At 54.4% G+C, this 25,142-nt stretch carries 27 protein-coding genes; 6 read left to right on the top strand and 21 right to left on the bottom strand.

Going from position 1 to position 25,142, the window contains the following annotated elements; all coding sequences use genetic code 11:
• Positions 1–14: 14 nt before the first annotated feature.
• The 8 genes from H616_RS0104040 to H616_RS0104005 all read right to left on the bottom strand — a co-directional run bounded on the left by H616_RS0104040 (position 15) and on the right by H616_RS0104005 (position 7,957).
• Positions 15–1,181, bottom strand: a complete 1,167-nt coding sequence (locus H616_RS0104040; protein ID WP_027966209.1) for a tRNA nucleotidyltransferase/poly(A) polymerase-related protein — start codon at positions 1,179–1,181, stop codon at positions 15–17.
• Between the two features lie 2 nt (positions 1,182–1,183).
• Positions 1,184–1,519, bottom strand: coding sequence for a thiosulfate sulfurtransferase GlpE (glpE, locus tag H616_RS0104035; protein ID WP_027966208.1), 336 nt, complete (start codon positions 1,517–1,519; stop codon positions 1,184–1,186).
• Positions 1,520–1,535: 16 nt separating this feature from the next.
• The gene (locus tag H616_RS0104030; protein WP_027966207.1) at positions 1,536–2,357 is read right to left on the bottom strand and encodes a symmetrical bis(5'-nucleosyl)-tetraphosphatase; all 822 of its coding nucleotides are present in this window, start codon (positions 2,355–2,357) and stop codon (positions 1,536–1,538) included.
• A 32-nt stretch (positions 2,358–2,389) separates the two neighbouring features.
• A complete protein-coding gene (apaG, locus tag H616_RS0104025; RefSeq protein ID WP_027966206.1) occupies positions 2,390–2,776 on the bottom strand; it encodes a Co2+/Mg2+ efflux protein ApaG in 387 nt (128 codons plus the stop codon).
• Positions 2,773–3,600, bottom strand: a complete 828-nt coding sequence (rsmA, locus tag H616_RS0104020; RefSeq protein WP_027966205.1) for a 16S rRNA (adenine(1518)-N(6)/adenine(1519)-N(6))-dimethyltransferase RsmA — start codon at positions 3,598–3,600, stop codon at positions 2,773–2,775. The genes apaG and rsmA overlap by 4 nt, the downstream gene beginning before the upstream one ends.
• Before the next feature lie 170 nt (positions 3,601–3,770).
• A complete protein-coding gene (gene pdxA, locus H616_RS0104015) occupies positions 3,771–4,826 on the bottom strand; it encodes a 4-hydroxythreonine-4-phosphate dehydrogenase PdxA (protein WP_027966204.1) in 1,056 nt (351 codons plus the stop codon).
• Entirely contained in the window at positions 4,823–5,482 is a 660-nt protein-coding gene (locus tag H616_RS0104010) for a SurA N-terminal domain-containing protein (RefSeq protein WP_084155706.1), read from the bottom strand. Before H616_RS0104010 ends, pdxA begins: the two co-directional genes overlap by 4 nt.
• 18 nt (positions 5,483–5,500) lie before the next feature.
• Positions 5,501–7,957: an LPS-assembly protein LptD gene (locus H616_RS0104005; RefSeq protein ID WP_027966202.1), complete on the bottom strand. Its 2,457-nt coding sequence runs from the start codon at positions 7,955–7,957 to the stop codon at positions 5,501–5,503.
• Positions 7,958–8,182: 225 nt separating this feature from the next.
• Here H616_RS0104005 and H616_RS0104000 point away from each other — a divergent pair, with 225 nt between their 5' ends.
• The 4 genes from H616_RS0104000 (at position 8,183) to ypfJ (ending at position 11,420) form a co-directional block, all read left to right on the top strand.
• On the top strand, positions 8,183–9,241 hold the full coding sequence (locus H616_RS0104000; RefSeq protein WP_027966201.1) for an aminoglycoside phosphotransferase family protein: 1,059 nt from the start codon (positions 8,183–8,185) through the stop codon (positions 9,239–9,241).
• Positions 9,238–9,921: an N-acetylmuramate alpha-1-phosphate uridylyltransferase MurU gene (gene murU, locus H616_RS0103995; protein WP_027966200.1), complete on the top strand. Its 684-nt coding sequence runs from the start codon at positions 9,238–9,240 to the stop codon at positions 9,919–9,921. Before H616_RS0104000 ends, murU begins: the two co-directional genes overlap by 4 nt.
• A gap of 35 nt (positions 9,922–9,956) precedes the next feature.
• Complete coding sequence (locus tag H616_RS0103990; RefSeq protein ID WP_027966199.1) at positions 9,957–10,376, top strand: OsmC family protein; 420 nt, start codon at positions 9,957–9,959, stop codon at positions 10,374–10,376.
• A 126-nt stretch (positions 10,377–10,502) separates the two neighbouring features.
• Positions 10,503–11,420, top strand: coding sequence for a KPN_02809 family neutral zinc metallopeptidase (gene ypfJ / locus H616_RS0103985; protein WP_027966198.1), 918 nt, complete (start codon positions 10,503–10,505; stop codon positions 11,418–11,420).
• Positions 11,421–11,432: 12 nt separating this feature from the next.
• Here the strand turns inward: ypfJ and coq7 are convergent, their stop codons facing one another.
• From coq7 to phaR, 6 genes are all read right to left on the bottom strand, one after another.
• Positions 11,433–12,077, bottom strand: coding sequence for a 2-polyprenyl-3-methyl-6-methoxy-1,4-benzoquinone monooxygenase (coq7, locus tag H616_RS0103980; RefSeq protein WP_027966197.1), 645 nt, complete (start codon positions 12,075–12,077; stop codon positions 11,433–11,435).
• Between the two features lie 52 nt (positions 12,078–12,129).
• Positions 12,130–12,471 (bottom strand): histidine triad nucleotide-binding protein, encoded by a 342-nt coding sequence (locus tag H616_RS0103975; RefSeq protein WP_027966196.1) that lies wholly within the window; start codon positions 12,469–12,471, stop codon positions 12,130–12,132.
• A 44-nt stretch (positions 12,472–12,515) separates the two neighbouring features.
• A complete protein-coding gene (locus H616_RS0103970) occupies positions 12,516–13,388 on the bottom strand; it encodes a phosphoribulokinase (RefSeq protein ID WP_027966195.1) in 873 nt (290 codons plus the stop codon).
• Positions 13,388–13,822, bottom strand: coding sequence for an acyl-CoA thioesterase (locus H616_RS0103965; protein WP_027966194.1), 435 nt, complete (start codon positions 13,820–13,822; stop codon positions 13,388–13,390). The genes H616_RS0103970 and H616_RS0103965 overlap by 1 nt, the downstream gene beginning before the upstream one ends.
• A gap of 55 nt (positions 13,823–13,877) precedes the next feature.
• A complete protein-coding gene (purD, locus tag H616_RS0103960) occupies positions 13,878–15,176 on the bottom strand; it encodes a phosphoribosylamine--glycine ligase (protein ID WP_027966193.1) in 1,299 nt (432 codons plus the stop codon).
• A gap of 85 nt (positions 15,177–15,261) precedes the next feature.
• Complete coding sequence (gene phaR, locus H616_RS0103955) at positions 15,262–15,732, bottom strand: polyhydroxyalkanoate synthesis repressor PhaR (protein WP_027966192.1); 471 nt, start codon at positions 15,730–15,732, stop codon at positions 15,262–15,264.
• 109 nt (positions 15,733–15,841) lie between these two features.
• On the opposite strand from phaR, the gene H616_RS0103945 reads away from it, so the two are divergent.
• Positions 15,842–16,555, top strand: coding sequence for a 16S rRNA (uracil(1498)-N(3))-methyltransferase (locus tag H616_RS0103945; RefSeq protein ID WP_027966191.1), 714 nt, complete (start codon positions 15,842–15,844; stop codon positions 16,553–16,555).
• Here the strand turns inward: H616_RS0103945 and rloA3 are convergent.
• The 4 genes from rloA3 to H616_RS0103925 all read right to left on the bottom strand — a co-directional run bounded on the left by rloA3 (position 16,552) and on the right by H616_RS0103925 (position 20,982).
• Entirely contained in the window at positions 16,552–17,226 is a 675-nt protein-coding gene (rloA3, locus tag H616_RS14145; RefSeq protein WP_084155704.1) for a retropepsin-like aspartic peptidase RloA3, read from the bottom strand. The genes H616_RS0103945 and rloA3 overlap by 4 nt on opposite strands.
• Before the next feature lie 45 nt (positions 17,227–17,271).
• Complete coding sequence (locus H616_RS0103935) at positions 17,272–18,579, bottom strand: lytic murein transglycosylase (RefSeq protein WP_156906413.1); 1,308 nt, start codon at positions 18,577–18,579, stop codon at positions 17,272–17,274.
• Positions 18,580–18,720: 141 nt separating this feature from the next.
• On the bottom strand, positions 18,721–19,308 hold the full coding sequence (locus H616_RS0103930; protein ID WP_027966189.1) for a peroxidase-related enzyme: 588 nt from the start codon (positions 19,306–19,308) through the stop codon (positions 18,721–18,723).
• A 174-nt stretch (positions 19,309–19,482) separates the two neighbouring features.
• Positions 19,483–20,982: a CoA-acylating methylmalonate-semialdehyde dehydrogenase gene (locus tag H616_RS0103925; protein ID WP_027966188.1), complete on the bottom strand. Its 1,500-nt coding sequence runs from the start codon at positions 20,980–20,982 to the stop codon at positions 19,483–19,485.
• 190 nt (positions 20,983–21,172) lie between these two features.
• Between H616_RS0103925 and H616_RS0103920 the strand changes: the two genes are divergently transcribed.
• Complete coding sequence (locus tag H616_RS0103920; RefSeq protein ID WP_027966187.1) at positions 21,173–22,126, top strand: LysR family transcriptional regulator; 954 nt, start codon at positions 21,173–21,175, stop codon at positions 22,124–22,126.
• 5 nt (positions 22,127–22,131) lie between these two features.
• Here the strand turns inward: H616_RS0103920 and H616_RS0103915 are convergent, their stop codons facing one another.
• From H616_RS0103915 to H616_RS0103905, 3 genes are read right to left on the bottom strand one after another with little or no spacing between them, the layout of a single operon-like run.
• A complete protein-coding gene (locus H616_RS0103915) occupies positions 22,132–23,391 on the bottom strand; it encodes a TRAP transporter large permease (RefSeq protein WP_027966186.1) in 1,260 nt (419 codons plus the stop codon).
• On the bottom strand, positions 23,388–23,936 hold the full coding sequence (locus H616_RS0103910) for a TRAP transporter small permease (protein ID WP_027966185.1): 549 nt from the start codon (positions 23,934–23,936) through the stop codon (positions 23,388–23,390). The genes H616_RS0103915 and H616_RS0103910 overlap by 4 nt, the downstream gene beginning before the upstream one ends.
• A gap of 56 nt (positions 23,937–23,992) precedes the next feature.
• Positions 23,993–24,976, bottom strand: a complete 984-nt coding sequence (locus H616_RS0103905; protein ID WP_027966184.1) for a TRAP transporter substrate-binding protein — start codon at positions 24,974–24,976, stop codon at positions 23,993–23,995.
• Positions 24,977–25,142 lie beyond the last annotated feature (166 nt).

Here is a 25,142-nt window from a genome sequence, read left to right as displayed (position 1 = left end):
GGTTAACCAGCTGGTTAGCTTATCGATTCTATCGCCGTCACCAGCACTTGATAGCGGCGACGGCTTAACGCCCGTCCCAGCTCACTCCCTTTAAAGCCCTCATCAACCAGTGCCTTAGCCTGCACCGCGCTGGCTGCCTGCCAACCCACATTAACTTGTGCTGCCAGCTCAGGCATGTCCAGCGTCATAACCTCGATTAACGGCACAACTCGCTCACTACGCCGCCAAGCATCAATATGATTCAGCCAGCTCATGATCGCCTCAGCAACGTTCGGCCTGTCAAACACGCCGCGCGTTAGCTTACGCGTCTCAGCAAGCAACTCACCCACCTGCCGATAGGTATTGGGTAATTTAAGTCGCTCAGCGAGCGCACCACGCTCGCCGCTCCCCAACACCTCAACGAGTCGCCCCCAGCGCCATACAGCGATGTCACCTAGTGACTCGGGCAGCTTTTTCATCCGCTCCGCTGCCACTACAGTGCCTTTCTCAGACGCCAGTTCGGGGACCAGTTCTGGCATCAGCACAGCCAGAGCACCGCATTGCTCAAGGGTACGAAAATACACACCAGGCGTAGGCTCATTCAGTGCTTTTTCTGTTTCCACCCAGACTCGCTCAGCCACCAGATGTTTCAACTCACCACTGGTGGACAGTTGAGTCATCAAGGCCATGGTATCTGCAGCGATAGTAAAGCCTAACTCTGCATAGCGCGCTAAAAAGCGAGCGGTGCGTAGCACTCTCAACGGGTCCTCAACAAACGACTGAGAAACATGGCGCAAGCACCGAGCCTTAAGGTCAGCTTGCCCACCGAAGGGGTCCACTCGCTGCCCATCAATAGACTCAGCTATCGCGTTGATGGTCAAGTCGCGGCGCGCGAGATCCTCCTCCAGAGTGACGTCAGGACTGGCATGAACGACAAAGCCCGTATAACCATGGCCAGACTTGCGCTCGGTACGCGCCAGCGCAAACTCTTCTTGGCTGTACGGATGCAAAAATACGGGGAAATCCCTACCCACTGCACGAAATCCCCGGCGCCGCATATCGCCTTCAGTGGCTCCAACCACCACCCAGTCAGTGTCTTTGACCGGCCAGCCAAGCAACGCATCACGCACCGCACCGCCAACACGATATACCCTCAGCCCCGCACAAGGGTCAGCCATTATTGCCCCCATCTCAGTGCTCATTATTATCGGCTTGTTTCCACCTGCGCGGGAAAACGTAACTGCCACTCACTGTAACCGCCATCAAGGCTATATACGTCGTCAAACCCCTGGGCTACCAACCAAGAGGCTACCTGCATACTGGAATGGCCGTGATAACAGACCACCACAACAGGTTGCTCAGCAGGTGCGTCGTGCATCAATGCTGAAACGCTCTGGTTATCTAAGTGCTGGCTAGTCGGAATATGACCTATAGCAAAGCTACTGGGGTCACGAATATCCACCAGCGTCACCGGCGTGGCGTCCTTGAGCCAGCGCTCAAGCGTCACGGCATCCAGGTGCTGGAAAGTCGGTGCTGTCATGGGCTCCACCTTTTGATCAATGTTTAAATGCAGATCCACCGGCAGGTACGCTAATTCGCTCACCGCTTTCAAGGTTAATAGCAGTCAGGCTGCCTCCCCAGACGCAGCCAGTATCCAGCGCCTCGGCGCGTACCTGACTACCAGGCGTCGTGCCTGAAAGCGCCGCCCAATGGCCAAACAAGATACGTATATCATCGCAACGTGGATACTGAAACCAAGGGCGGTATCCCGCAGGCGCACTGTCTAGCCCCTGCTTGGCAGCAAAGCTCAAGCGGCCCTCTGCATCAATAAAGCGCATACGAGTTAACGTATTAACGATTACTCGATGACGATTCGTACCTTGCAGCGATTCATCCCAGCGATCAGGGTCATTGCCATACATCTGAGCCAGGAACTCACCTGCCGACTCACTAACGAGCAGCGAATGAACTTCATCAGCCAAGGCAGCAGCCTGGGCCTGCCCCCAGCTTGGCAACAGACCAGCATGACACATCAGCGTATCACCCTGACATACCACCAGCGGCCGGCTTTGCAGCCAGTCAAGCATGGCTTCACGATCATCCGCCGCAAGCACTGCCTGCAGGGTATCATGAGGTTTAATGCGCCCATTGCCACGCGCCACAGCCAATAAATGCAAGTCGTGATTACCTAACACCGGCCTAGCACTGTTGCCCAATGCCATAATTTCGCGCAGGCACTCAAGCGATGCCGGACCACGATTGACCAGGTCCCCTGCCAACCACAGCTCATCACGACCCGGCCGAAAAGAGAGCCGTTCCAGAAGCTCGACAAACTCGGCATGGCAGCCTTGAAGATCACCTACGGCATATGCAGTCATGTCAGCCTCTGTTTTTTCATGCGCTTGATGTGTTAATGCACCTGATTAGGCACTGCCAGACGAAACGCTGAAATAGCCACCTCAAATGGCCTTTGGCTTGCCGTATCGACACAGGTAAAAGAGCCTTCCATCACCCCAACAGGGCCGTCAATTATTGCTCGACTGGTGTAGCTAAACGCCTGGCCAGGAGCAATCATTGGCTGCTGGCCCACCACACCCTTGCCACGCACCTCATGGACCTCTCCGCTGGACTGGGTGATTTTCCAGTGCCTAGCCAGCAGCTGCATGTTTTGCTCAGAATGATTATGCACATTGATGGTGTATTTAAAGACAAAGCGCGACTCATCCGCATCAGACTCTTCGTCGCAAAAGCTCGGCTCTACCTGAACATCAACCTGGTCGGCATACACTCGGCTCATGAGTTCTGCTCCTCACTCTCGGGCGTATGGTCAAAAATATAGTCAGCGATACGCACAAACTCTTCAACACTCAACGTTTGAGGTCGGCGCACGGGGTCAATCTCCAACTCAGCAAAAGCGGCATCATCCAAGTGTGGTTTGAGGTTATTGCGCAACGTTTTACGCCGTTGAGCAAACGCCTCTCGAACAACAGAAAACAGCAGAGCTTCATCTTTGGCCTGGTACGGCAAGGTGCTGTGTGGCGTAAGCCGTACCACCGCAGATACCACTTTGGGTTGCGGGACAAACGCTTCTGGCGGGACACTAAACAACGACTCAACACAGCAATAGTACTGCGCCAGCACCGACAAGCGACTACGCTGAGCGGTATTTTCAAGTGCTGCCAGCCGCTCAACAACCTCCTGTTGCAGCATAAAGTGCATATCTGCCACTGCATCACCCGCACCCAATAAATGGCTAATCAGCGGTGTGGAAATATTATAAGGCAGATTCCCCACCACTCTGAGCGGCGCGCCTTCGCCGCGCAGTTTTCGAAAATCCATTTTTAACGCATCGCCTTCGTGGATGACGAACCCTGGATGATTAAAAAACTGCACACGCAAACCTGGAATCAAGTCACGATCAAGCTCAATAACTTCCAGCGCCCCCTGAGTCGCCTCAATCAAGGGCTCAGTCAGCGCTCCCTGCCCTGGACCAATTTCTACGAGACGTTCGCCAGGCGCCGGCCCAATAGAACGAACAATGGCTGAAATAATGCCACGATCACGCAGGAAATTCTGACCAAAACGTTTACGGGCGCGGTGTGGCGCAGGTCGGGAGGCCATTCGGGAATCCTTCTTTTACGTAGTCTTTTGCCGCACTTGATGTGTGCTAAGCACGTCAGTTTAGTGCTTTCAACACAAACATTGCGCGTCACAGATAGTCGCTGGTACTAACTCTAGTCGCTGGTGCTAACTCGCTGGCAACAATCACTGACACGATAGAACCAAGCAGGCTAAGTCAGCCTGCCACGCGTTGCCATGTCTGCCGCCAAGTTCACTGCCACTTGCAGGCTCGCCGGATCAGCAGCACCCGTGCCGGCAATGTTTAGCGCGGTGCCGTGATCTACCGACGTCCGCACCAAAGGGAGCCCCAGCGTGATATTGGCAGCACGCCCAAAACCGGCATATTTGAGCACGGCCAACCCCTGGTCGTGATACATGGCAAGCACTGCATCAACATCAGCGAGATGCGGCGGGGTAAACAGCGTGTCCGCGGGTAAGGGGCCATCAAGGCAATACCCCCGTTGACGCAATCGCTGAAGAGTTGGCGCAATAATATCGCGCTCTTCAGTACCAAGATGGCCGTCTTCCCCAGCATGAGGGTTCAAGCCACAAACCGCGATGCGCGGCTTTTTCAAGCCAAACCAGCGCGTCAGATCAGCCGCAAGCAATTCAATAATCTGCTCAAGCCGCGTGGAGGTAATAGCATCAGCCACATTCCGCAACGGCAAATGTGTCGTCACCAAGGCGACTCTCAACGCATGACTTCCCTGCCAGCCCGGTATGCGAGCGTGCAAGGCCTGGTCTGTCGCCAGCAGCATGACAACTTCATCAGCCCCACACGCATCGCGCAAGTATTCGGTATGGCCAGTAAAATCATGCTGTCCCGCGTCGCGAATCACTCCCTTGTGCAACGGTGCCGTCACCATGGCCTGGGCAGCGCCGCGCTGGCAAGCCGATACGGCAAGATCAAGCGTCTTGAGCACATAGTTTGAATTAGCGGTATTCAGCACACCAGGAGACGACGGTGCTGACAGTGCCACTGGCCAGACCGGCAAACAGCCTGGCTTAGCGGGCGGCACCTCGTCATCAGGGCCTAACTCAATAATCTCCAGCGGCGACAAGGCAAACTCATCTAACAGCGCAGCACGCTGAGCCAAAAGCTCAGGATCACCAATAGCCACCACACGCTGCTTAAGATGAGCCCTACCAACCAGCATAGCGGCAAGCTCTGGACCGATCCCTGCGGGCTCACCGGTTGTCAGTGCCAGTATCGGACTCGCTGTCACGAATTAAACCCGAGCCGCTCATCAACAAAAGCATCAGCGCGAATTTCCTGCAGCCAGGTTTCCATTTCGCCATTCACTTTACGCTGAAACAATTCCTGTCGCGCTTGCTCACGGCTGATGGCGTTGCCCTGCTGCTCAATAAAGCGATCCACCTCGCTCTCGGAGAGGTTGACTCGGCTGGCCACCTCGCGCTGCTGCAGCTCACGCATTAGCATTTCACGACGCACCTGTTCGCGCACAACACCAAGCGACATACCATCAGCTTCCAGGCGGTCAGCAAACTGCTCCAGGCTCATGCCATTACCTTCAGCAACGGCACGTAGCTGTCGATTCAACTCAGTAGGGTCCACGCTGAGGTTGGCCTCTTGTGCGCGCTGAAGCTGAATTTCTTCAAGAATCATGCGGTCTGCGACCTGCTCGCTAAGAATCTGGTTAGGCGGTATCTCAATGCCACGACTCTGTAGCTGCATTTTCGTTTGCTCAATGCGGTCATTTAATTCAGAGACCATTACCGCCCCTTCGTTAACCACAACGGCAATACGATCCAGCGGCTCGCGCTGCTGTGCTTGCGCACTCAAAGCACCCAAGCTCAGGCATAGCGCCATACCCAGCGCCATGATACGTTGACTCATCATCTGTTTTTTCCCTCTGTGCATGGTTGGCAATCCTGCGGCTTATTCAAGTTCAACACCACGATACCCTGGTATCGAGCTACTGAAATATGTATCGGCTGTTCCGCCTACGCCACCTAACCCTTTAAATACGAAGCGCAGAAAAATACCCCGATCTGTTGTGTCGTCAGCTAGCGTGCTCGCCGTGCTATTGTCATCGATCCACTCTCGCCAGACTAATTGCAGACCATAACAACAGTCATTCCACTGCACACCAGCCAGCTGCTCCAGCGCACGGTCGTTAGTGTTGTCGTAAATCAAGCGCCCGATAACATCAAGTTCCGGCAGGGCTTTCACGGCAAACGACATATCATATTCTTCACGGTTATAGCTCAACCGGTCATCACCGTCAGCATAGGGGTTAAACCCTTCGGTTTCCCAGCGATAACCCAGGTTAAGCACATGCCCTGCCTTAGCACGATACTGAACTCCCAGCGTCGCTCGGTCGGTGCGGCGCCGATGGTCGTCATACAACCATTCCCAATAACTGCGCCATTGGTCCGTGACCTGCCAATCCACCCGAGTTACCAACGGTGAGCGCTCACGCGTGCTCTGATAGTACTTTTCGGTATCGCGCGGCAAGGTGTCCAGGTCGCCATCCATGCCAATCTGGCGATCTTCGAAATACAGTGCCTGCCCTACGCCCAGCGACAGGCGTTGGCGTCCATTGTCATCTTCAAGGAAACGGCTACTCAGCCCCCAGGACACCCGGTTGATATCGCCAACTCGATCCCCACCGCTGAAGCGATAAGGCGACCACAGCTGGTGCCAAGAGAAAGCTAGCTCACTGGTGTCAAAATCAGGAAATTCACTCTGATCTCGCGCTGGTGCATAGGCATAATTAAGTCGCGGCTCCAACGTTTGGCGCCAGTCCTCTCCCAGCAGCTTAAACTCCCGCTCAAAAATCAGCCCCATGTCCACCGAGCTAACTGGCACCGTCTGAGACAGGCTCTCACTGTTATCGGTTTCACGCTTGCCGTAATCAAGTTCATAGGAGGTGTGAATCAGCGAAACGTTTGGCTCGAAAAAACTCCAGCTGTTTTCATGCCGCCAGCCAACATCAGGCGATAGCCTTAAGCGAAAGCCATTGGCTGCCTCTCGCAGAGGCACGCGACGACGCCCCTCATCGAAGTTATAAAACCCCTGGTCATCTCCGATATGATCACGCCAGAAATAGGTCAGGTTAGAATTCCAGTTCTGGTACAACCCATTTTCCTGCCCCCAACCCGCCGAAGCCGTCAAACTGGGCAAGCGATAAAAGGGCTTATCAATAGGATTCAGCGGGTCATCCATGCGCTGATACCCTTGGGCTGTCGCGTTAAGTCGCCACACATCACCTTGGTGCGTTATCGTCGCCAGACGCGGCATAGCAACCGTGTCATTTTCTGCAAAGCTACGACCAAAATCTTTGAAATAGTTACCATCACTGGCTGCTCCATAGCGCAGCCGATAACTGGTACGCGGGTCAATACGCCCTTCATGTCGATAGTCGATATACCAGCGCTTATCACCATCCTCAAGTTCGGAACGTGACGACGCCTCAGCACCAGCACGGTCATCTTCTCCCAGGTAAGCGCCCTCAAGAATGCCCGCAGAAGACGGCAGCAGGTAGCGGTACTCTCCGCCCAGCATCAAACCACGCCGACTAAACCACCGCGGTACTAAGGTTGCATCTTGGTTAGGAGCAATATTCCAGTAATAGGGCTGAGCGTAATCCAGAGACTTGTTGCTCATACCAATTGTTGGCCAGAGAAAACCACTCTTACGCCGATCGTCAATAGGGAAGCTCATCCAGGGCCAATAAAACACTGGCACCTTACCCACCTCTAACCGTGCATGACGCGCCGTACCGACGCCGGTTTCTCGGTCAAGCAGAATATCGCTGCCCACCAGTCGCCAAAGGCTGTTACCTGGTTCGCAGGTGGTAAAGCTCGCTTCGCTAAGCCGATAACGCTGCGCATCCAGTCGGGCCAGCCGTTGTGCGTCACCGCGCAGACCTTGCTGATGGGCAACGTAATGGGCAGAGTCAATACTGGCCGACTCGCTGTTCAAAGAGAACTCGCCACGATCACCGCGCACCAGTAAATTCGGGTCGCGCAGTGTCAGCGTCTCATCGGCAACGACTTTATCTCTAGCCGAAGTGACGCGTAAGTTCGGTGCTTCTACCTGGGTATCCCCTCGGCGCAGCACAACTTCACCCAAAAGAATGGTTTCTCCATCCTGAGTGTAAGCACCACTGTCTGATTCGCTGGCGACTCGGTCACCGGTGGTTGGTGGAAGCCGGTATTCAGGCATGACATAACGGCCACTACACAACGCACCCTGGGGACGTTCAGCGCCCCAGGGTTGCCAATCCATCTGATCGGCCGGCAATGATGCCGGCGGTGCCGCCAGCAGCGGAGAAGCCACGCCACTGATCAACAGGCCAGTCATGGCAATCCATTGGGGTCGTTTGCCCATGTGTCACGGTGTCCTTGGCAAAGAGAAACGGTATTATACAGGCTCCATGCTGCCTGTCGTCCTGTCCATTCTGTACTTTTTCGTCACTGATTACAGCCGCTGCCCTTGTTTTCAGACAGTACCATGCCAGAGGATAGCCGCCTCGCAGGACCGAACACCCAGCATGGGGCGACGCCCAGCAGGCGTCAAATCACCCCCAGCCTGCCGAATTCAAAGAGGAATATGATGCCAGACGCTAACGCCCGCCTGCACCAGCTGCGTCAGTGGAGTGCGACCAACCACGGTCTCGCCAGCGACGCCGTGAACCTCGAGCTGGCTGCTGGAGATGCCAGCTTTCGCCGCTACTACCGACTGACATTGGCGGATGCGAGCACCCGCATGCTGATGGACGCCCCACCAGCGCAAGAAGATAGTGGTCCCTTCGTAGCAATTGCCAAGCAATGGGCGCTGGCTGGCTTGCCTGTTCCGCAGATACACTCCATGGATCTTGACGCCGGTTTTATCGAGCTAGACGACTTGGGCGACACTCCCATGCAATGCCGCCTGGATGGCCACAGCGGCGAGGCGACCCTTGCCTGGTTTACCCGAGCCATTGATGCTATTCACGAGCTTCAAAATCGCGCCAATCCCGAACCACTGCCAAACTACGACGCAACCCTGTTCAATACGGAACTGGCGCTGTTCCCGGAATGGTGCCTGTCACGCTGGCTTAGCCTACCAACACCAGACAGCTGGCCAGCGCTGCGTGACAGCCTGGTCAACACGGCACTGCAACAGCCCATCGTTACAGTTCATCGCGACTTCGACGCCATGAATCTGATGGTACACGGCGACACACTTTATCTAATTGATTTCCAGGACGCCGTCGCCGGCCCGATTAGCTACGACCTGATTTCATTGCTGCATGGACGTTACTGTCGCTTCAGCCGCGAACGCCGTCTAAGCTGGCAAGCCAGCTTTCACGCCCGCGCCCAAGCCGATGGTCGTTTATCTCAACAGCTTTCGGTCGATGATTTTCATCGCCAAGTGGCGGCTATGGCAGCTCAACGCTCACTCAAAGTACTGGGCATTTTCTGTCGACTGACATTGCGCGACCATCGCCATGGCTACTTGGCACGCTTGCCGCACTTTCTCGACCATCTCAGCGATGCGCTTCACGACCTGAGCATATCAGCCACTGGCAAGGCAGAGCACTCACTGACTGCCTTCCAGGGTTGGCTGGAGAATACACTGCGTCCCGCCCTGCTAGCACGCGTTGCGACTGACACGGAGCCCCATCCATGAAGGCCATGATTCTCGCTGCTGGGCTAGGCACCCGGATGCGCCCACTGACCGATCACTGCCCCAAGCCGCTGCTCCATGTCGGCGGCAAACCATTGATTGTTCACCACCTAGAACGCCTGGCTGCGGCCGGTATTGATGACGTGGTGATCAATGTCAGCTACCGTGCAGAACAAATCATTGCAGCACTTGGCGAAGGCGATGCGTTTGGCCTACGCATTCACTGGAGTGAAGAGCCCACCCCATTAGAAACGGGGGGAGGTATTCGTCAGGCTTTACCATTATTAGGTAGCTCGCCTTTTGTGTTGGTCAATGGTGACGTGTGGAGTGACTTCGATCCTGCGCAGCTTGAGTGCTGCAGTAAAGACTGCGCCAACAACCTTGCCCAGCTGGTCATGGTGAATAATCCTGAGCACCACCCAAACGGAGATTTTCACCTAGATATCCACGGCAAACTCCATGCCGATGGCACGCCGCGCTTGACCTACTCAGGCATTGCGCTGATTAATCCATCACTAGTCGCACACCATTCACCGGGGCGCTTTCCATTAGCCCCGTTGCTGCGTGACGCCATGCAACAAGGCAAGGTGAGCGGCCTTCACCATTGTGGCCAATGGGTAGACGTTGGCACACCGGAACGCCTGCAAATGTTGGATAGTTTGTTACATCAGACTCACACCTGACCCTCAGTCACCACACTTACCACAAGGAGTTTTTCATGCAAGCCACCGTTAAATGGACAGATGCTCGCCAGTTTGTTGCTGAAAGCGGCAGCGGACACAGCGTGGTCATTGATGGCCCACCAGACCATGGTGGACGCAACACCGGTCCTCGCCCCATGGAAATGCTGCTAATCGGCCTCGGCTCCTGTGCCAGCTTTGATATTCTGGACATCCTCGAAAAGTCTCGCGCTGATATCAGCGACTGCGTCGCCAGCGTCGAAGCCGAACGCGCCGATGCCGTGCCTGCCGTGTTCACCAAAATTCACGTGCACTTCACGGTCACTGGTCGCAATCTCAAGGAAAGCCAAGTCAAGCGGGCTGTTGAGCTGTCAGCTGAAAAGTATTGCAGCGTCTCGATCATGTTAGGCAAAGGTGGCGTAGCGGTTAGCCACAGCTACACGATCGTCGAAGCATAAGTATCGGGCCGGGGCTTCAAGCCCGGCCGTACTGCATCGGCACATACAAATCGAACATGTACAAATCAACCCTGTACAAATCGGCATAGGCACAAAGCATCCACGCGACTGCAAAGGAGTGACGTCATGCGTTGGAGAGGCAGGCGACAGAGCCGCAATATTGATGACCGACGGGGGCAGCCTACAGGGTTTTCCTCTGCATCTTCGCGCGGTGGAAGCAGAACGCTTCTTCGGCTATTACCCATGCTGCTCAGAAGCAAAGGTGGGCGAGCGATTCTTGTGGTTGGTGGACTAGCCGTGGCAGGCGCCAAGCTAGCGGGTATCGACCTGCTTCCCATGCTAATGGGCGGTGGAAGCCTCAGCACGGCCAGCCATCCTTCTCAAGCGATGAGCCAAGAGCAGGAGGAGCTGGCCAATTTTGTTGGCGTCGTACTAGCAGATACCGAAGAGACTTGGCAGCAAGTGTTCCAACGCAACGGTGCCACTTATCAAGAACCAACGCTGGTACTATTCACGGGGCAAGTCAGCTCTGCGTGTGGGCGAGCCAGTGCTTCCGTCGGGCCTTTTTACTGCCCGAGCGACCAGCAGGTGTACCTAGATCTTTCGTTCTTTGAAGAACTCGGCCATCGTCATGGTGCGCCTGGCGACTTCGCTCAGGCCTATGTGATCGCTCATGAAGTAGGCCACCATGTACAAACGCTTATGGGCATCAGCAACCAAGTGCGTCAAGAACAGGCTAACGCCTCTCAGCAGGTCGCCAACGACTTATCAGTTCGCCAAGAGCTTCAGGCCGACTGCTTCGCCGGTTTGTGGGGCTACTATGCCAATAACCACAGCAACATGCTGGACCCAGGCGACTTAGAAGAAGCTCTGCAAGCCGCCAGCGCTATTGGTGACGACCACCTGCAACGACAGGCTGGCAGAGCCGTGATGCCAGACAGCTTCACCCACGGCAGCTCGGCCCAGCGCGTTCGCTGGTTCAAGCGCGGTTTCGAAAGCGGTGACCTGCAGTCCTGCAACACGTTTAGCGCTAACAGGCTTTAACGTCATACGCCCTTACAGGCGATAAACACTTTTGGTCATCACTTTAGACATCAGTGTCATACCAAGCTTCACTGGCGCCGGAAAGCGTGCCCCGCCGGCTTCCAGTGCTTGCTGCGCATGCTGCGCTTCATCGATAGCCATCTGCTCAAGCACCGCACGCGAGCGACGGTCTCCCGTTGGTAACGTGTGGAGATGTTCCTCAAGATGCTTACCCACCTGCTCTTCAGTGGCTGCGACAAAGCCCAGGCTCACTTTGTCACTTACCGCACCCGCAAGCGCACCAATACCAAATGATGCGGCGTAGTACAGTGGGTTCAGTACACTGGTGTGGCCGTCAAGCTCTTTGATGCGTGACTCACACCAAGCAAGGTGGTCAATCTCTTCCTCTGCGGCCTCTTCCATCTGCTCACGAACCTCGGGCAACTTGGCCGTCAGGCTTTGTCCCTGATATAGCGCTTGGGCACAAACCTCACCCGTATGATTGATTCGCATCAATCCCTCGGCGCGGCGGCGCTCATCATCATCAAGAGGTTCATCTTGAATATCTGCAGTCGCCGGTGAGAGGCGTATTTGCTGAGCCACACCGGGCACAAGCGTTCTCAGTGCGGCATCAAACTGACCAATCAAACGATCAGCGCGGGTAAATTGACGGGCCATGATTCCCCCTTGACCAATAAATGGAAGCGACAGCTCAACACCACTCATACAATTAGCCAGCAGGCCACGTAAATTGACGACCACCCATCAGATGCATATGAATGTGGTATACCGTCTGACCTCCCATCTCATTGCAGTTCATGACCACACGATAGCCGTCATCGGCAAAACCTTGCTGACGCGCCAATTGAGCAGCGGTGTACTGCAAGCGCCCCACTACCTCAAGATCCCGTTCCTCGATATCGTTCAGCGTCGAAATATGCTTTTTAGGGATAATCAGTATATGAGTTGGCGCCTTGGGGTCGATATCGTGAAAAGCCAACACATGCTCATCTTCAAATACGATATCAGCCGGAATCTCTCGATTAATGATCTTACAAAACAAACAGTCCATGAAATCCAGTCTCCTAATGACACCTTGATAGTGAGCCCAACGTCTCAGCGAAAACGGCGTTGCGCCATTAAATGGCGCACCAACGGTGCCAGAATCAGCTCCATGGCCAGCGATAAGCGCGCGCCAGGCACCACCAGCGTATGCGGCCGACTCATAAAGGCATCTTTAATCATCGTCAGCAAATAGGGAAAATCAACGTTAGAGGGATCACGAAAACGGATCACCACCAACGATTCCGCATCCGATGGGATATCCTGCATACCAAACGGGTTAGACGTATCTACCGTTGGCACCCGCTGAAAATTGATATGAGTACGTGAAAACTGGGGCTGAATATAGCGGACATAATCATCCATACGCCCCAGAATCGTGTCTATCACCGCTGCCTGCGAGTGGCCACGAAAGTGCATGTCTCGATCAATTTTCTGGATCCACTCTAGGTTAATGGTCGGCGCCACACCCACTAGCAGATCAACGTGACGCGCAATATCAAACTCTGGCGTAACCAGGCCACCATGTAAGCCTTCATACAGAAGCAGGTCTGTGCCGTCAGGAATTGACTCCCAGTCGGTGAAGGTGCCTACCTGGTAGCCCGCTTCTACCATTTCTTTATCTTCAGCATGAATATAGTGGCGATAAAGACCACTGCCACAGTCGCCGTAAGTTTGAAACAACGCATCCAACTCATCTAATTGGTTCGCTTCAACCGAAAAGTGCGAAAGCTCTCCCTTGCGCTCAGGCTCTTCTCGATAAATACGCGCCAGCTCCTTGCGCGTATAACGGTGAAAAGCGTCGCCATCAACATAAGCCGCGTGCACATCATCTCGAGAGAACATCCGCTCGAAAGTGCGCCTTACGGTGGTTGTGCCTGCGCCCGATGAGCCGGTTACCGCAATGATCGGGTATTCCCGAGACATCAGGCTGAACCACTGAGGCGATCTCGCACCTCATCCGGCACCGCAACCGGTCGCCCGGTTTGCATATCAATCAGCATTAGGTTGATACGTGCCGTTGCCACGACTTTAGCGTCAGCTTCACGACGAATACGCTGAAAAACCGTTACGACCTTGCCAGTCGGCGCAGGAATCGCCGTATCGACCACCAGCGCATCGGGAAAACGAGCTTCAGCCTGATATTGAACAGCAATATCTGCCGCAACGCTTGGGTAGCCGCCCATATCGGCTTCGGACAGCCCCAAGGCTTTCAATGCTTGAGCGCGCGCTTCATGCAACAACGAAATCACCGCATCATGGCCCAAATGACAGCCATAGTTCATGTCGGTAACGCGCACCGTCAGTGGGTGCTGATGTCGAAGCTCGGCATCAGGAAACTCAAGCCTTACACGTTCCATTAAACCTCCTGGGTCTCAACTCGGGCACGGCGGGAAAATCCTGTCGCAGGAACAATTATTCCGGCGCGCCTTGCTCTCTGACAATGGCACGATGGGCAATATCATGCCGAAAAGTGACGCCATTCCAGTTAATTTCTGCTACCCCTTGATAAGCCAGGTCACGCGCTGACGATACACTATCGCCCAGTGCCGTCACACACAATACGCGACCACCACTGGTTAGCACCTGCCCCGCATCGCCTTGGGCAGTTCCTGCATGAAACACCTTGGTGCCAACCGCTTCGGCAGCCTCCAGACCAGTAATAACATTTCCCTTTGCATAATCACCAGGATAGCCGCCCGCCGCCAGCACCACGCCGACCGCAGCGCGAGGGTCCCAATGGCACTCATGACCTGCCAAATCACCTCGGGCACCGGCCAGGCAGAGCATCGCTAAATCGGAAGTCAACCGCAGCATAATGGGTTGTGTTTCGGGATCGCCAAAGCGGCAGTTGTATTCAATAACTTTAGGGTTGCCTTCGGCATCAATCATCAAGCCAGCATATAGAAACCCCATGTAAGGCGTGCCCTCTGCCGCCATGCCTTCAACCGTTGGACGAATAACTCGCTCCATGATGCGCTGATCGACATCAGGAGTGACCACCGCTGCCGGTGAGTACGCCCCCATGCCACCCGTATTGGGGCCTTTATCACCGTCCAGCGCCCGCTTGTGGTCTTGGCTGGTGGCCATGGGCACGATAGTTTTCCCATCGACCATGACGATAAAGCTGGCTTCCTCTCCATCGAGAAATTCTTCGATCACCACTCGCGCACCAGCATTCCCGAAGGCATTGGCTTCCAACATATCGCGCACTGCAGCTTCAGCATCGGCCAGTGTTTCAGCAACCACTACGCCTTTACCCGCCGCCAAGCCGTCAGCCTTAACCACGATAGGTGCGCCCATTTCAGCCAGATAAGCGAGGGCTGGCTCAACGTCAGTAAACGTGCAATAGGCAGCACTAGGGATAGTATGGCGCGCAAGAAAGTCCTTAGTGAAAGACTTTGATCCCTCAAGCTGAGCCGCGGCCTGAGTCGGGCCGAAAATAGCAAGACCGGCTTGCTGAAAACGATCTACAACACCCGCCACCAGCGGAGCCTCAGGGCCCACGACGGTCAAATCAACGGCTTCGGCCTGCGCCAGGTTCAGTAATCCCTCAATGTCATCCGCCGCAACCGGCACATTACGCAAACTGGATTCCCGAGCGCTACCTGCATTGCCCGGCGCCACCAACACGCCACTCACTTCAGGCGACTGCGCCAGTTTCCAAGCCAGTGCATGTTCACGACCACCACCGCCAATAACAAGAACTTTCATCCGCTCGGCACCCTTAACTGTCGAAGTAATATATCGCCGTATTATGTCAGAAAGCGCATCAAAAGTGGCCTGTCAGCACCCCACCTCAGCCGCCCTTATCAGCATCATCGTCCTTGGAAGTAGCCCCCCCTCCCATCTTGCCGAGATTTTGCTTCCAAAAACGCATGTTTTCTTCTGCCATCTCACGCATCAGCTCCATAGGCGTATGGCGCATGGCCTGATGCCACTGGTCCTGCACCCGCTTTTGCTGCTCCATCATCAACTTGGTGCCCTGCTCAAGATAACGTGCCAGCGGTAGCGGTTTAGCCATGTCATACACACGAATAAACTGCGCCAACAGATCATTGGAGAATACCTCGGCATCGCCACCGATCTGCTCTTGTTCAATAATAATCGTCAGCAGGATGGTGCGTGTCAGATCCTCTCCCGACTTGGCATCTTCTACCCGAAACGCAACATCCTCCAGCACAAGCTCGCGCAAATCCTCAAGGGTTACATAGCGACTCTGTTCGGTATCATAGAGGCGGCGGTTGGCATATTTGCGAATCACTCGCACTGTGCTGCTCCTTTGTTGTCATTCATTGCGATGGGCGAAACCCCACATTGTGCGACTATTGTGCATCGCATCACCCACCATGCAAAACATAGCGGCCAAGCCAGAATCCATGAACCTGATCCTGCTGTCACCTGATGATGTTGAAAACACCACCCTCGCCCGTGTTCGCTGCCCACGGCGACTAACACACCTACGTAACATTCATCGCGCCTGTCAGGGCGACGAATTCACGTTAGGCATCGAAAACGGCCTACTCGGCAAAGGTAAATTACTTACCCTCAACACCCAAGAAGCCGTGTTTGATATCAGCCAGCTCAATCAATCGCCACCACCAGCGCTACCCGTGCACTTGGTGTTGGCTCTGCCGCGCCCTCGCATGCTTGCGCGCAGCCTTGAGCACATTACCGCTCTTGGCGTAAAACAGCTGACTCTGCTACACACTCGGCGGGTCGAAAAGAGCTACTGGCAGTCGCCCGAGCTAAACGAAGATAAAATCCGTCAACATCTTGAACTGGGGCTCGAGCAAGCTCGCGACACTCGGCTTCCCGAGGTGACGCTGGCGCGCGGCTTTCGGCCTTTTATCGAAGACCACCTGAGCACGCTGCTGCAAGGACGACGCGGCTTACTGGCTCATCCGGGCATGCCGGAGGCTTGCCCTCGTGGCATCGAAACACCGTCGTTACTACTGATTGGCCCCGAAGGTGGGTTTATTGACTGGGAGGTCCAGCAGCTGCTGGCTGCCGGCTGCCAGGGCATCCATTTAGGCCCGCGCATTCTTCGCGTAGAAACGGCAGTAACAGCACTGCTGGCCCGGCTGTTTTAAGCGCTCTCATCGTCAGCCTTGTCTTCGGCATCAACATCATCGTCAGCTTTGTCTTCGGCGCTAACGTCATCGTCAGCTTTGTCTTGGGCACTGACGTCATCTTCAGCACCCTCTTCTTCTGCCACATGGGCCATCAGCGGCGAGTCTTCGTCGCAGCTGGCCTCTGTCAGAAACGTTTCGTTTACACTCAGCAGCCCTAGATGACCAATAGTGCGCCGACCCAGCAACATGGGATAATGCATCTCTTCGCGATCACGCAGGCTAAACTGCTCTTCATAACGCGTATCCCCCACGCACACTTCCAACAGCACCACAGGACGTTCGTCACGACCACCTGCACCACGTACCGTTAAGTCGCGATACAGTGGACGCTCAAGGTTAACTGACAGCGTCTCATCACTATCTTCGTCGTCAAGCCTGAGGCGAAAGCGCACCCACTCTTGATCATCTTTTTCAAACAGCTTGATATCCCTGGCATCTAATGACGAGGTCAAGGCGCCACTATCAAGCTTCGCCTTGACCTCAACTCCCCAGGGCTCAACTGTCACTTTCTCAACCCAGCCAACGACGTTATCCGATGTCTCGGCCAATACCGCACCAGAGCCAGATAAAAGTCCGAGCCCAAGTGTGAGCAAAGCGGCTGACAGGTGAGGACGTATTCCCTTGGGCATGACATTTCGCTCCAGTACTAATCAGATGAGGGTACGGTTTACGGGTTATTGAAGTCGCTGCAGCAGGTCAAGTGTGGCGAATCCATCTGGCACCAACCCTTGTTCACGCTGAAACTCCCTGAGACCGCGACTGGTATTAGGGCCAAAAATACCGTCAGGAGTTCCCACATCGAAGCCCCGCGCCTGCAAATAATGCTGCATTTGCTTGACCTGATCTCGGCTCAACGCCTTTAGTTCGCGCGGCCACTCACCGCGAATACCATCACGCCCAGCAATGCGGTCACTCAGCACCGCCACCGCTAAAGCGTAGCTAGTGGCATTGTTGTAACGCAAAATAACGCGAAAGTTCTGCCCTACCAGAAACGCTGGGCCTCGCGCACCGGCAGGCGCAATCACTGCCGTTTCTTGCAGGTTAGGCAAAGGACTGCCGTCGCGGGCAGTCACACCCAGCTGTGCCCAGCTCTGGCTTGAGCGGCGCTGCGATGCATCAGCCAGGCTGTAATCAAAGCCTTGGGGGAGTATCACTTCAACCCCCCAGGGCTCATCACTACGCCAGCCTGCTTCAGCCAAATAGTTGGCCGTTGACGCCAACACATCAGGAATGCTGTTCCAGATATCACGTCGCCCATCACCGTCGCCGTCTTTGGCATAGGCCAGAAAGCTTGAAGGTATGAACTGGGTATGACCCATAGCACCCGCCCAAGATCCTTTCATCTCTTCAGGCGCAATATCACCCGCCTGAATAATACGCAGCGCACCCAGCAGCTCAGTCGAGGCAAACTCTTGGCGACGCCCATCATGGGCGAGGGTCGCTAGCGATTCCAGCGTAGAAAAATCACCCAGGTAGCCGCCATAACTGCTTTCAATACCCCAAATGCTAACCATTACTTCAGGTGGCACACCATATTGCGCTGAAGCACGGTTTGCCGCGTCACGATGTGTTGCCAGCTTGTCGCGCCCGTTGCTCACTCGCGAGGCAGACACCGCGCTATCCAAGTAATCCCATATCTGACGTGAAAACTCAGGCTGTTTACGGTCAAGCTCAACGACTTGTGGGCGATAACGTACGCCATCCAGCGTTCTTGCCAATGTTGCTTCACTGATTCCTTCAGCCGCAGCATAGCGACGGAATTCAGCCAACCAGTCATCAAAACCAGCAGCACCGGGAGCGGCACGATGAGGCGCTGCTACCGTTTTTTTGGACGTTGCGCCTTGGCCTGAGGCAACAAGGTCAGCGCTCGCACGGGGCTCAGCAGAGTCAGCAGCCACTGCCTGAGAAACTGGAGCTGCTACACTTTGGCAACCTGCCAGAGCAGCACATAACACAGCAAGAGAAATACATCGGGGCATCATGAAAAAGCGTTCCTTGCAGAATTTGACATTCAGATGATCCCTTACAATGGCCCGATGAGCCAGCCCTAGACGCAAGCTGACACACTTTTATCAGCCAGCCGCTCCAAAAACCGGCTCACACTACCAACCTCTGAGTCGCTGTCACTTGTCTCGCGGCACCCGACCCATCAAATAAAACTCAGGATTGGGCGGCGTTCCCGTCAAACTTACCAATCGGTTCGACAAGCCAAAAAAAGCGACAATGGCACCAATGTCCCAAATATCTTCCTGGGTAAAGCCAGCCTCAGTCAAACGAACGATCCAGCTATCCGTTAGCTCCCCTACCTCAGTACTGCAATACAAAGCAAAGTCGAGCATTACACGATGACGCTCACTGATCGGCGCAGTGCGATGATTAACAGCCACCTGATCCGCCAGCAGCGGGTCTTTGCTATAAATGCGCACCAAAGCACCATGTGCCACTACGCAATAAAGGCAGCGGTTACGTGCACTGGTCGCCACAACAATCATCTCTTTTTCAGCTTGGCTGAGCGTATCTGACTCACGCTCCATCAATGCATCGTGATAAGAAAAAAAAGCGCGAAACTCGGCAGGGCGGTGCGCTAGCATCAAAAATACGTTGGGAACAAACCCTGCTTTCTCCTGAACCGCGAGAATCGCCTCACGAATATCCTGCGGCAGCGCTTCTAACGTGTCGGGTACAGAAAAGTGGCTAATAGAGGCTGACATAATGGTTCCTGTTATTGTGATTAACCATGTGACTATAGCGTGGCTGCAGCCACCATATGACAGTTAACGTTAACGTTAATGCCGTGTCTACACGTCTGTAACTAAAAACCCCGCCTCGCATAGCGTGCGGGCGGGGTGATTAGCTAAAACGTAATATCAGCCTAGAACGTCGTCTCAGCTCAGTGAAATGGTGCTATTGATACCGCTGGAAACATTTTCAGGCTCGAACCAACGCGCCGTCACTGTTTTCGTCTGCGTCCAGAAGCTGATCGCTTGCTTGCCATTGGGACCAAGGTCTCCCAGTTTAGACGCTCGTGATCCGGTAAAGCTGAAGTAGGCCACGGGCACCGGAATGGGCACGTTGATACCCACCTGCCCTACATCAATATCAGTCTCGAAACGCCGTGCCACCCAGCCAGAGTTGGTAAATATTGAGGTGCCGTTACCATTAGGATTGGCATTAATAAAGTCAATGGCGTCGTCTAGCGTCTCGACATTGACCACACACAGCACCGGACCAAAGATCTCTTCTTGGTAGATCGTCATATCAGCAGTCACATTGCTGAATAGTGTCGGGCCAACAAAGTTTCCATCAGCATAACCTTCAACTTGGCAACCACGGCCATCCACTTCCAAAGTGGCACCTTCCTGCTCACCCGTTGCAATCAAGCGCTCAACACGCTCTTTAGCCTGAGGAGACACCAGGGGTCCGAGATCGGCGTCTTTCTGAGTGCCTGGGCCAACTTTCATACTACGTGTGCCCTTCACAATATCGTCAAGCCATTCACGCGCCTCGCCAACCAACACGACTACTGAGTTGGCCATGCAACGCTGACCAGCAGCGCCATATGCCGAGCCCATCAAGTTATCAATCGCCTGGCTGCGGTTAGCATCAGGCATAATCACACAATGATTTTTGGCTCCCATCATCGCCTGCATGCGTTTGCCCGCAGCAGCGGCACGGTCATAAAGCAGTGAACCAACATGGGTAGACCCGATGAAAGACAACGCGTTGATATCCGTATGGTCAGCAATCTGGTTAGCCACTTCTGGCCCACCATGTACCACGTTAAGCACACCGGGCGGCACACCCGCTTCATGGGCAAGCTCAACCAGACGCATGGACGAACTAGGGTCCTGTTCAGAGGGCTTGTAGACAAAGGTATTTCCCGTTGCGATAGCCAGCGGGAACATAAAACACGGCAGCATGATCGGAAAGTTGAATGCGGTGATACCCGCTCCCACGCCCAGCGGCTGATTCAGGGTATAAACATCCACCTCATTAGCGGCGTTTTCTGCTCGCTCCCCCAGCTGCAGTGAAGTAATCGAGCAAGCATGCTCAACGACCTCTAGGCCACGCCCAACCTCCCCCGCCGCGTCAGGTAACGTTTTTCCGTGCTCTTCGCTGATCAACGCAGCCAGTTCATCAGTATGCTCACGAATCAACGCTTGAAACTTGAGCATGATACGCATGCGCTTACCCAGCGGGACTTTACGCCAAGTTTTAAATGCCTGTTTGGCATTCGCAATAGCTAACTCAACCTCCTCAGTGGTACAGAACGGCACTCTGGCGACAACTTCCTGCGTCGCTGGGTTCACGACATCACGCCAATCCTGGCTCTGAGACGTTACCGCCTTGCCGTCGATATACATGGGAATTTCACGAATAGTCATGAAAAAACTCCTTAACCAATGAGGTGAGAGATAACGAAACTGACTACGACTTTATGTGCACAATGGCACGAAACTGTCATATTCTGAGTCTATCTACAGGGCGGATGGTCAGACAACGGGTAGTCTGGCACATTGTTTGTGCAAAAATGCACAAAGCAGCGATTATCCGCCACGCCAAAGAGGGGCCATCATGCTCGACTGGCAAGACATACAAATATTTCTCGAAGTGGCACGCAGCGAGCGCCTGACGGATGCCGCCCGACGCCTAGGACTCGACCACTCCACCCTCTCGCGACGCACCCGCCGCTTCGAACACAAGCTTAATACCCAGCTATTTGAACGCAGTACCCACGGCTACCATCTGACCACAGCAGGCCAACAGCTGCTGGCCCACGCCGAAGAAATGGCGCGCCACGCTTTTGACGCTGGCGAAAGCTTGAGCGACAAGAACCACCAGATCAACGGACAAATCCGCTTGGGCGTTACCGAAGGCTTTGGCACTTGGGTAATTGCTCCACTACTCGCCGTTTTCTGCGAGCGACATCCAGGCGTCACCCTAGAGCTACTGACCTTGCCGCGCGTTATCAACTTGAGCCGCCATGAAGCAGACTTAGCCATTACCATTGAGCGCCCCACTAGCCCTGGCGTGGTTACCACACGGCTATGTGATTATCGCCTGCGGCTGTACGCCAGCCAGCACTACCTAAAACATCACGGCACGCCCAGTACGCGATATGAGCTAAGTTCTCACCGTTTAATTGGCTACGTCGATGATTTGATCTTCAGCCAGCAGCTGAGCTATCTAGACCCGTTGCTAGAGCCCGCTTTCAACGGTAACCATGGCCCCCATTTCGCCATGCGTAGTACTAGCGTCACCACCCAGCATGCCGCCGCGCTAAGCAACGCGGGCCTAGCGGTACTACCGTGCTTCATGGCAGAAGCCAGCGACACACTGAGCAGCATACTCAGGGAGGAAGTCGATGTGGTGCGCCAATTCTGGATCACCGCACGCCAGGAACAGCGCCGCTTAGCACGTGTCAGACTGCTGTGGGACTTCCTGCGTGAAGCGCTGGAAGCCAATCGGGATTTTCTGATGGGTAGAACCAGGCAGCTGACGATACCATCACCCACGCCAGATGCCTGAGACTTTTACAGCAGAGCCAATGTCAGCCAAGGCTGCCAAGCCAGCAGCACGAGGGCTAATAAGCTCATGATCAGGAAAGGTATTAATGCGCGAAAAATCTTCATTGGTGGCACCCCGGTCATGGACGAGCTGATAAACAGCCCTGCTCCTACCGGCGGGGTCAACAGGCCCAACACCAACGTCAAACACACCACGACACCAAACTGGAAAGGACTGATGCCAAACTGGTCTTGAGCAATCGGCAGCAGGATCGGCACCACCAAAATAAGCGCAGCAATACCATCAACGACCATACCCACAACAAGCAGCACTCCAATGACTAGCAGCAGAAAAACAAAGGGGCTTTCAGTCATCGACGCAATCCAGATAGCCGCCATTTGGGGCAACTGCTCGTAGATAATAACCCAGCCGAAAACACCCGCAGCAGCGATCAGCATGATCACCAGGCTCGAGTTAATGGCCGTTCTCTCAAGCAGCTTGGGCAAACCACTGAAACTCAGGTCACGGTATACATAGCGGCCTATCAGCAGCGCAGCCAGCGATGCAAGCGCAGCGGATTCCGTCGGCGTCGCCACACCTGTGAGAATGCCGCCAATAATAATCAACGGGATTGCCATGGCTGGCAGCCCCATCAACAGATATCCACGTGCTTGAACACGCGTTGGCCACTCGCCTTTGGGATACTGCTGAACCAAACCCACCAACGTAATGGCAACAAAAAACAACAACCCCATCAACAGTCCCGGCAGAATGCCCGAAATAAACATATCGGCGATTGGCACCTGCGCGATAACGCCAAATAGCACAAATAACATGGAGGGAGGAATAATCGGCGACATCAGCCCGCCAGCGGCAGTGACTGCGGCAGCATAGGGCCGATCGTACCCTTCATCTTCCATCGCAGGCACCATAGCCCGAGACATAATCGCTATTTGTGAAGCTGCCGAGCCAACAATAGCCGCCATCATCATATTGGCGACTAGGTTGATGTACACAAGACCGCCGCGGAACCCACCTACTAGCAAACGCGCCAAATCAATTAGCCTGCGCGTCAGGCCACCTTCATTCATCAACTCACCGGTTAACATGAATAGCGGTATAGCCAGCAAACCATAGTTTTCAATAGCCCCAAACAACTGCTGCGGATAAGACGCAAACAGTAGAAGGTTCCCTGAATCGTAGATATACCAAACCGCTGAAAGCGCTAAGACCAGAGCAATAGGGACCGCAATCATCAGCAGAAATACAAACACGATAAGCGTCATATTGACTCCCTTGCGACGGCTCTGACGTCAGCCATGCTGTCAGTGATATTGACCAAACCATGCAACAGCAGAGACAACGAAAACACAGGCAAACACAGCCACGACCAAAACTTGGGTAAACCCAAGGTGCTTGTGCGCTCCGAGTAAATAAAGTTAAAGGTATCCATCTGGAAAGCACTAATATCAAAACCCGAAACAAATAACGCCACAGGGTCATACCAGCGCCAACACAACCACAATAGAAAGCCCCCGAAAAACAGCACGATGGCATCAACCACGAACTTAGCGATAGCGTGAAAGCGCGGAGAAAATAAATCCACCAAGAGCGTCACTGCAATACCCTCACGACGCTTGAGCACTACGGATGTGGCAAGAAAAGTCATCCAGACCATCGAGTGAATCGCCAGTTCATCCGTCCAATACAACGCATAACCCAGCGAACGAGTCGTAATGTTAAGCAGGATCAGCAGCGTGACCAGCCCTGCCAAACCTGCCGCAATAATCACCTCACACCTAGCGACACCAGACGAAAGTTGTTTGAGCATGGCGTTCTCCAAACGCCCCGACACTAGGCCGGGGCAATATTGCGTTGCAGCAAGAATTACTCAGCCAGCTGAGCCGCTGTCTCGCGCAGGGCTGATAATGATGGCGCTTTAGGCGCCCAGATTTCTTCCCACTCTTCGATGGCTTGTGCAAAGAAGTCAGGGCCAACTTCTGTAACCGTTATATCTTGCTGACGCAGCTCCTCTCCCCAGGCATCATGATTTTCCTGAAAGTGAGTCAAAATATTGTTCGCGTGCTCAGCCATACTGCTGCGGATCATGTCACGATCCTCATCATCCAGCTGAGCCCAGACACGGCCGGAAACAACCGCGACCATCGGAAACATCATATGGTTAGAAACCACCAAGTGGTCCGCTTTCTCATAGAATTTGAGTAGCCGAATGGAGTCATAGTCCATGTCAATGGCGTCAACTTGGCCATTAGCCAGCGCATCATAAACAGCCGGTAGCGGTAATGGGGTAGGCGCTGTTCCAGCTGCAATAAAGAAGTCACGCAGAGGGTCGAAGGGTGTAATTCTCACCTTAAGGCCACTCAGGTCTTCAGCGCTTTCTATCGGCTCACGACTGAGAATCTGGCGTAGACCGGCCATGCCATATCCCATACCGACGAGACCAGCTTGCTCCGGCATCAGATCAAGCATATCCGTTGCCGTATCAGAACGTAGAAGCGCAGCCGCCTGATCAATATTCTCTACCAAAAAGGGCGCGTACAGGGCACCAAAGTCAGGAATGCGGTTGGAGACTTCCGCAAGGGTAAGGAATGCCATATCCAGCGACCCTGCCTGGAGCTGCTGTACCATCTGCGCCTCACTTCCTAGCTGCTGAGCGGGGAAGATGCTAACACTGTGCTCGCCCCCCGAGCGCTCAGCTAGGTCGTTGGCAAAGCCTTCCGCTTCCTGCGACCAAATGTGCGATTGAGGAGTCACCAGCCCGAGCCGAAAGTCTCTGGCCTCTGCCGTGGAGATAGCCAGAGAAAGCATTGCCACTGCACCCGTGGCCACCAAGGTATTTATTCGCGTCATGGGAAAAATCTCTTGTTGTTATGTAGAGCCCTTCAAAGAGCTCTCTCCAGTTACCAAATATTCAACCACTGTGGTTAAACCTTAGCGGTACCCGCCAGTTGACTTTCCTGGGTCGCATTTTCCTTGGCACGAGGGCGCTTATGTCGTGCCTGAAGCTCAACGTCCT

Source organism: Halomonas halocynthiae DSM 14573 (assembly GCF_000425725.1).
Lineage (GTDB): Bacteria > Pseudomonadota > Gammaproteobacteria > Pseudomonadales > Halomonadaceae > Halomonas > Halomonas halocynthiae.
This window is presented reverse-complemented; position numbering and strand designations above follow the sequence as displayed.

Excerpts from the sequence above, each read along its gene's own strand:
- H616_RS0104040 (WP_027966209.1), bottom strand. The coding sequence starts at position 1,181 with ATGAGCACTGAGATGGGGGCAATAATGGCTGACCCTTGTGCGGGGCTG.
- glpE (WP_027966208.1), bottom strand. The coding sequence starts at position 1,519 with ATGACAGCACCGACTTTCCAGCACCTGGATGCCGTGACGCTTGAGCGC.
- H616_RS0104030 (WP_027966207.1), bottom strand. The coding sequence starts at position 2,357 with ATGACTGCATATGCCGTAGGTGATCTTCAAGGCTGCCATGCCGAGTTT.
- apaG (WP_027966206.1), bottom strand. The coding sequence starts at position 2,776 with ATGAGCCGAGTGTATGCCGACCAGGTTGATGTTCAGGTAGAGCCGAGC.
- rsmA (WP_027966205.1), bottom strand. The coding sequence starts at position 3,600 with ATGGCCTCCCGACCTGCGCCACACCGCGCCCGTAAACGTTTTGGTCAG.
- H616_RS0104010 (WP_084155706.1), bottom strand. The coding sequence starts at position 5,482 with ATGCACAGAGGGAAAAAACAGATGATGAGTCAACGTATCATGGCGCTG.
- H616_RS0104005 (WP_027966202.1), bottom strand. The coding sequence starts at position 7,957 with ATGGGCAAACGACCCCAATGGATTGCCATGACTGGCCTGTTGATCAGT.
- H616_RS0104000 (WP_027966201.1), top strand. The coding sequence starts at position 8,183 with ATGCCAGACGCTAACGCCCGCCTGCACCAGCTGCGTCAGTGGAGTGCG.
- murU (WP_027966200.1), top strand. The coding sequence starts at position 9,238 with ATGAAGGCCATGATTCTCGCTGCTGGGCTAGGCACCCGGATGCGCCCA.
- H616_RS0103990 (WP_027966199.1), top strand. The coding sequence starts at position 9,957 with ATGCAAGCCACCGTTAAATGGACAGATGCTCGCCAGTTTGTTGCTGAA.
- ypfJ (WP_027966198.1), top strand. The coding sequence starts at position 10,503 with ATGCGTTGGAGAGGCAGGCGACAGAGCCGCAATATTGATGACCGACGG.
- coq7 (WP_027966197.1), bottom strand. The coding sequence starts at position 12,077 with ATGGCCCGTCAATTTACCCGCGCTGATCGTTTGATTGGTCAGTTTGAT.
- H616_RS0103975 (WP_027966196.1), bottom strand. The coding sequence starts at position 12,471 with ATGGACTGTTTGTTTTGTAAGATCATTAATCGAGAGATTCCGGCTGAT.
- H616_RS0103970 (WP_027966195.1), bottom strand. The coding sequence starts at position 13,388 with ATGTCTCGGGAATACCCGATCATTGCGGTAACCGGCTCATCGGGCGCA.
- H616_RS0103965 (WP_027966194.1), bottom strand. The coding sequence starts at position 13,822 with ATGGAACGTGTAAGGCTTGAGTTTCCTGATGCCGAGCTTCGACATCAG.
- purD (WP_027966193.1), bottom strand. The coding sequence starts at position 15,176 with ATGAAAGTTCTTGTTATTGGCGGTGGTGGTCGTGAACATGCACTGGCT.
- H616_RS0103945 (WP_027966191.1), top strand. The coding sequence starts at position 15,842 with ATGAACCTGATCCTGCTGTCACCTGATGATGTTGAAAACACCACCCTC.
- rloA3 (WP_084155704.1), bottom strand. The coding sequence starts at position 17,226 with ATGCCCAAGGGAATACGTCCTCACCTGTCAGCCGCTTTGCTCACACTT.
- H616_RS0103935 (WP_156906413.1), bottom strand. The coding sequence starts at position 18,579 with ATGATGCCCCGATGTATTTCTCTTGCTGTGTTATGTGCTGCTCTGGCA.
- H616_RS0103930 (WP_027966189.1), bottom strand. The coding sequence starts at position 19,308 with ATGTCAGCCTCTATTAGCCACTTTTCTGTACCCGACACGTTAGAAGCG.
- H616_RS0103925 (WP_027966188.1), bottom strand. The coding sequence starts at position 20,982 with ATGACTATTCGTGAAATTCCCATGTATATCGACGGCAAGGCGGTAACG.
- H616_RS0103920 (WP_027966187.1), top strand. The coding sequence starts at position 21,173 with ATGCTCGACTGGCAAGACATACAAATATTTCTCGAAGTGGCACGCAGC.
- H616_RS0103915 (WP_027966186.1), bottom strand. The coding sequence starts at position 23,391 with ATGACGCTTATCGTGTTTGTATTTCTGCTGATGATTGCGGTCCCTATT.
- H616_RS0103910 (WP_027966185.1), bottom strand. The coding sequence starts at position 23,936 with ATGCTCAAACAACTTTCGTCTGGTGTCGCTAGGTGTGAGGTGATTATT.
- H616_RS0103905 (WP_027966184.1), bottom strand. The coding sequence starts at position 24,976 with ATGACGCGAATAAATACCTTGGTGGCCACGGGTGCAGTGGCAATGCTT.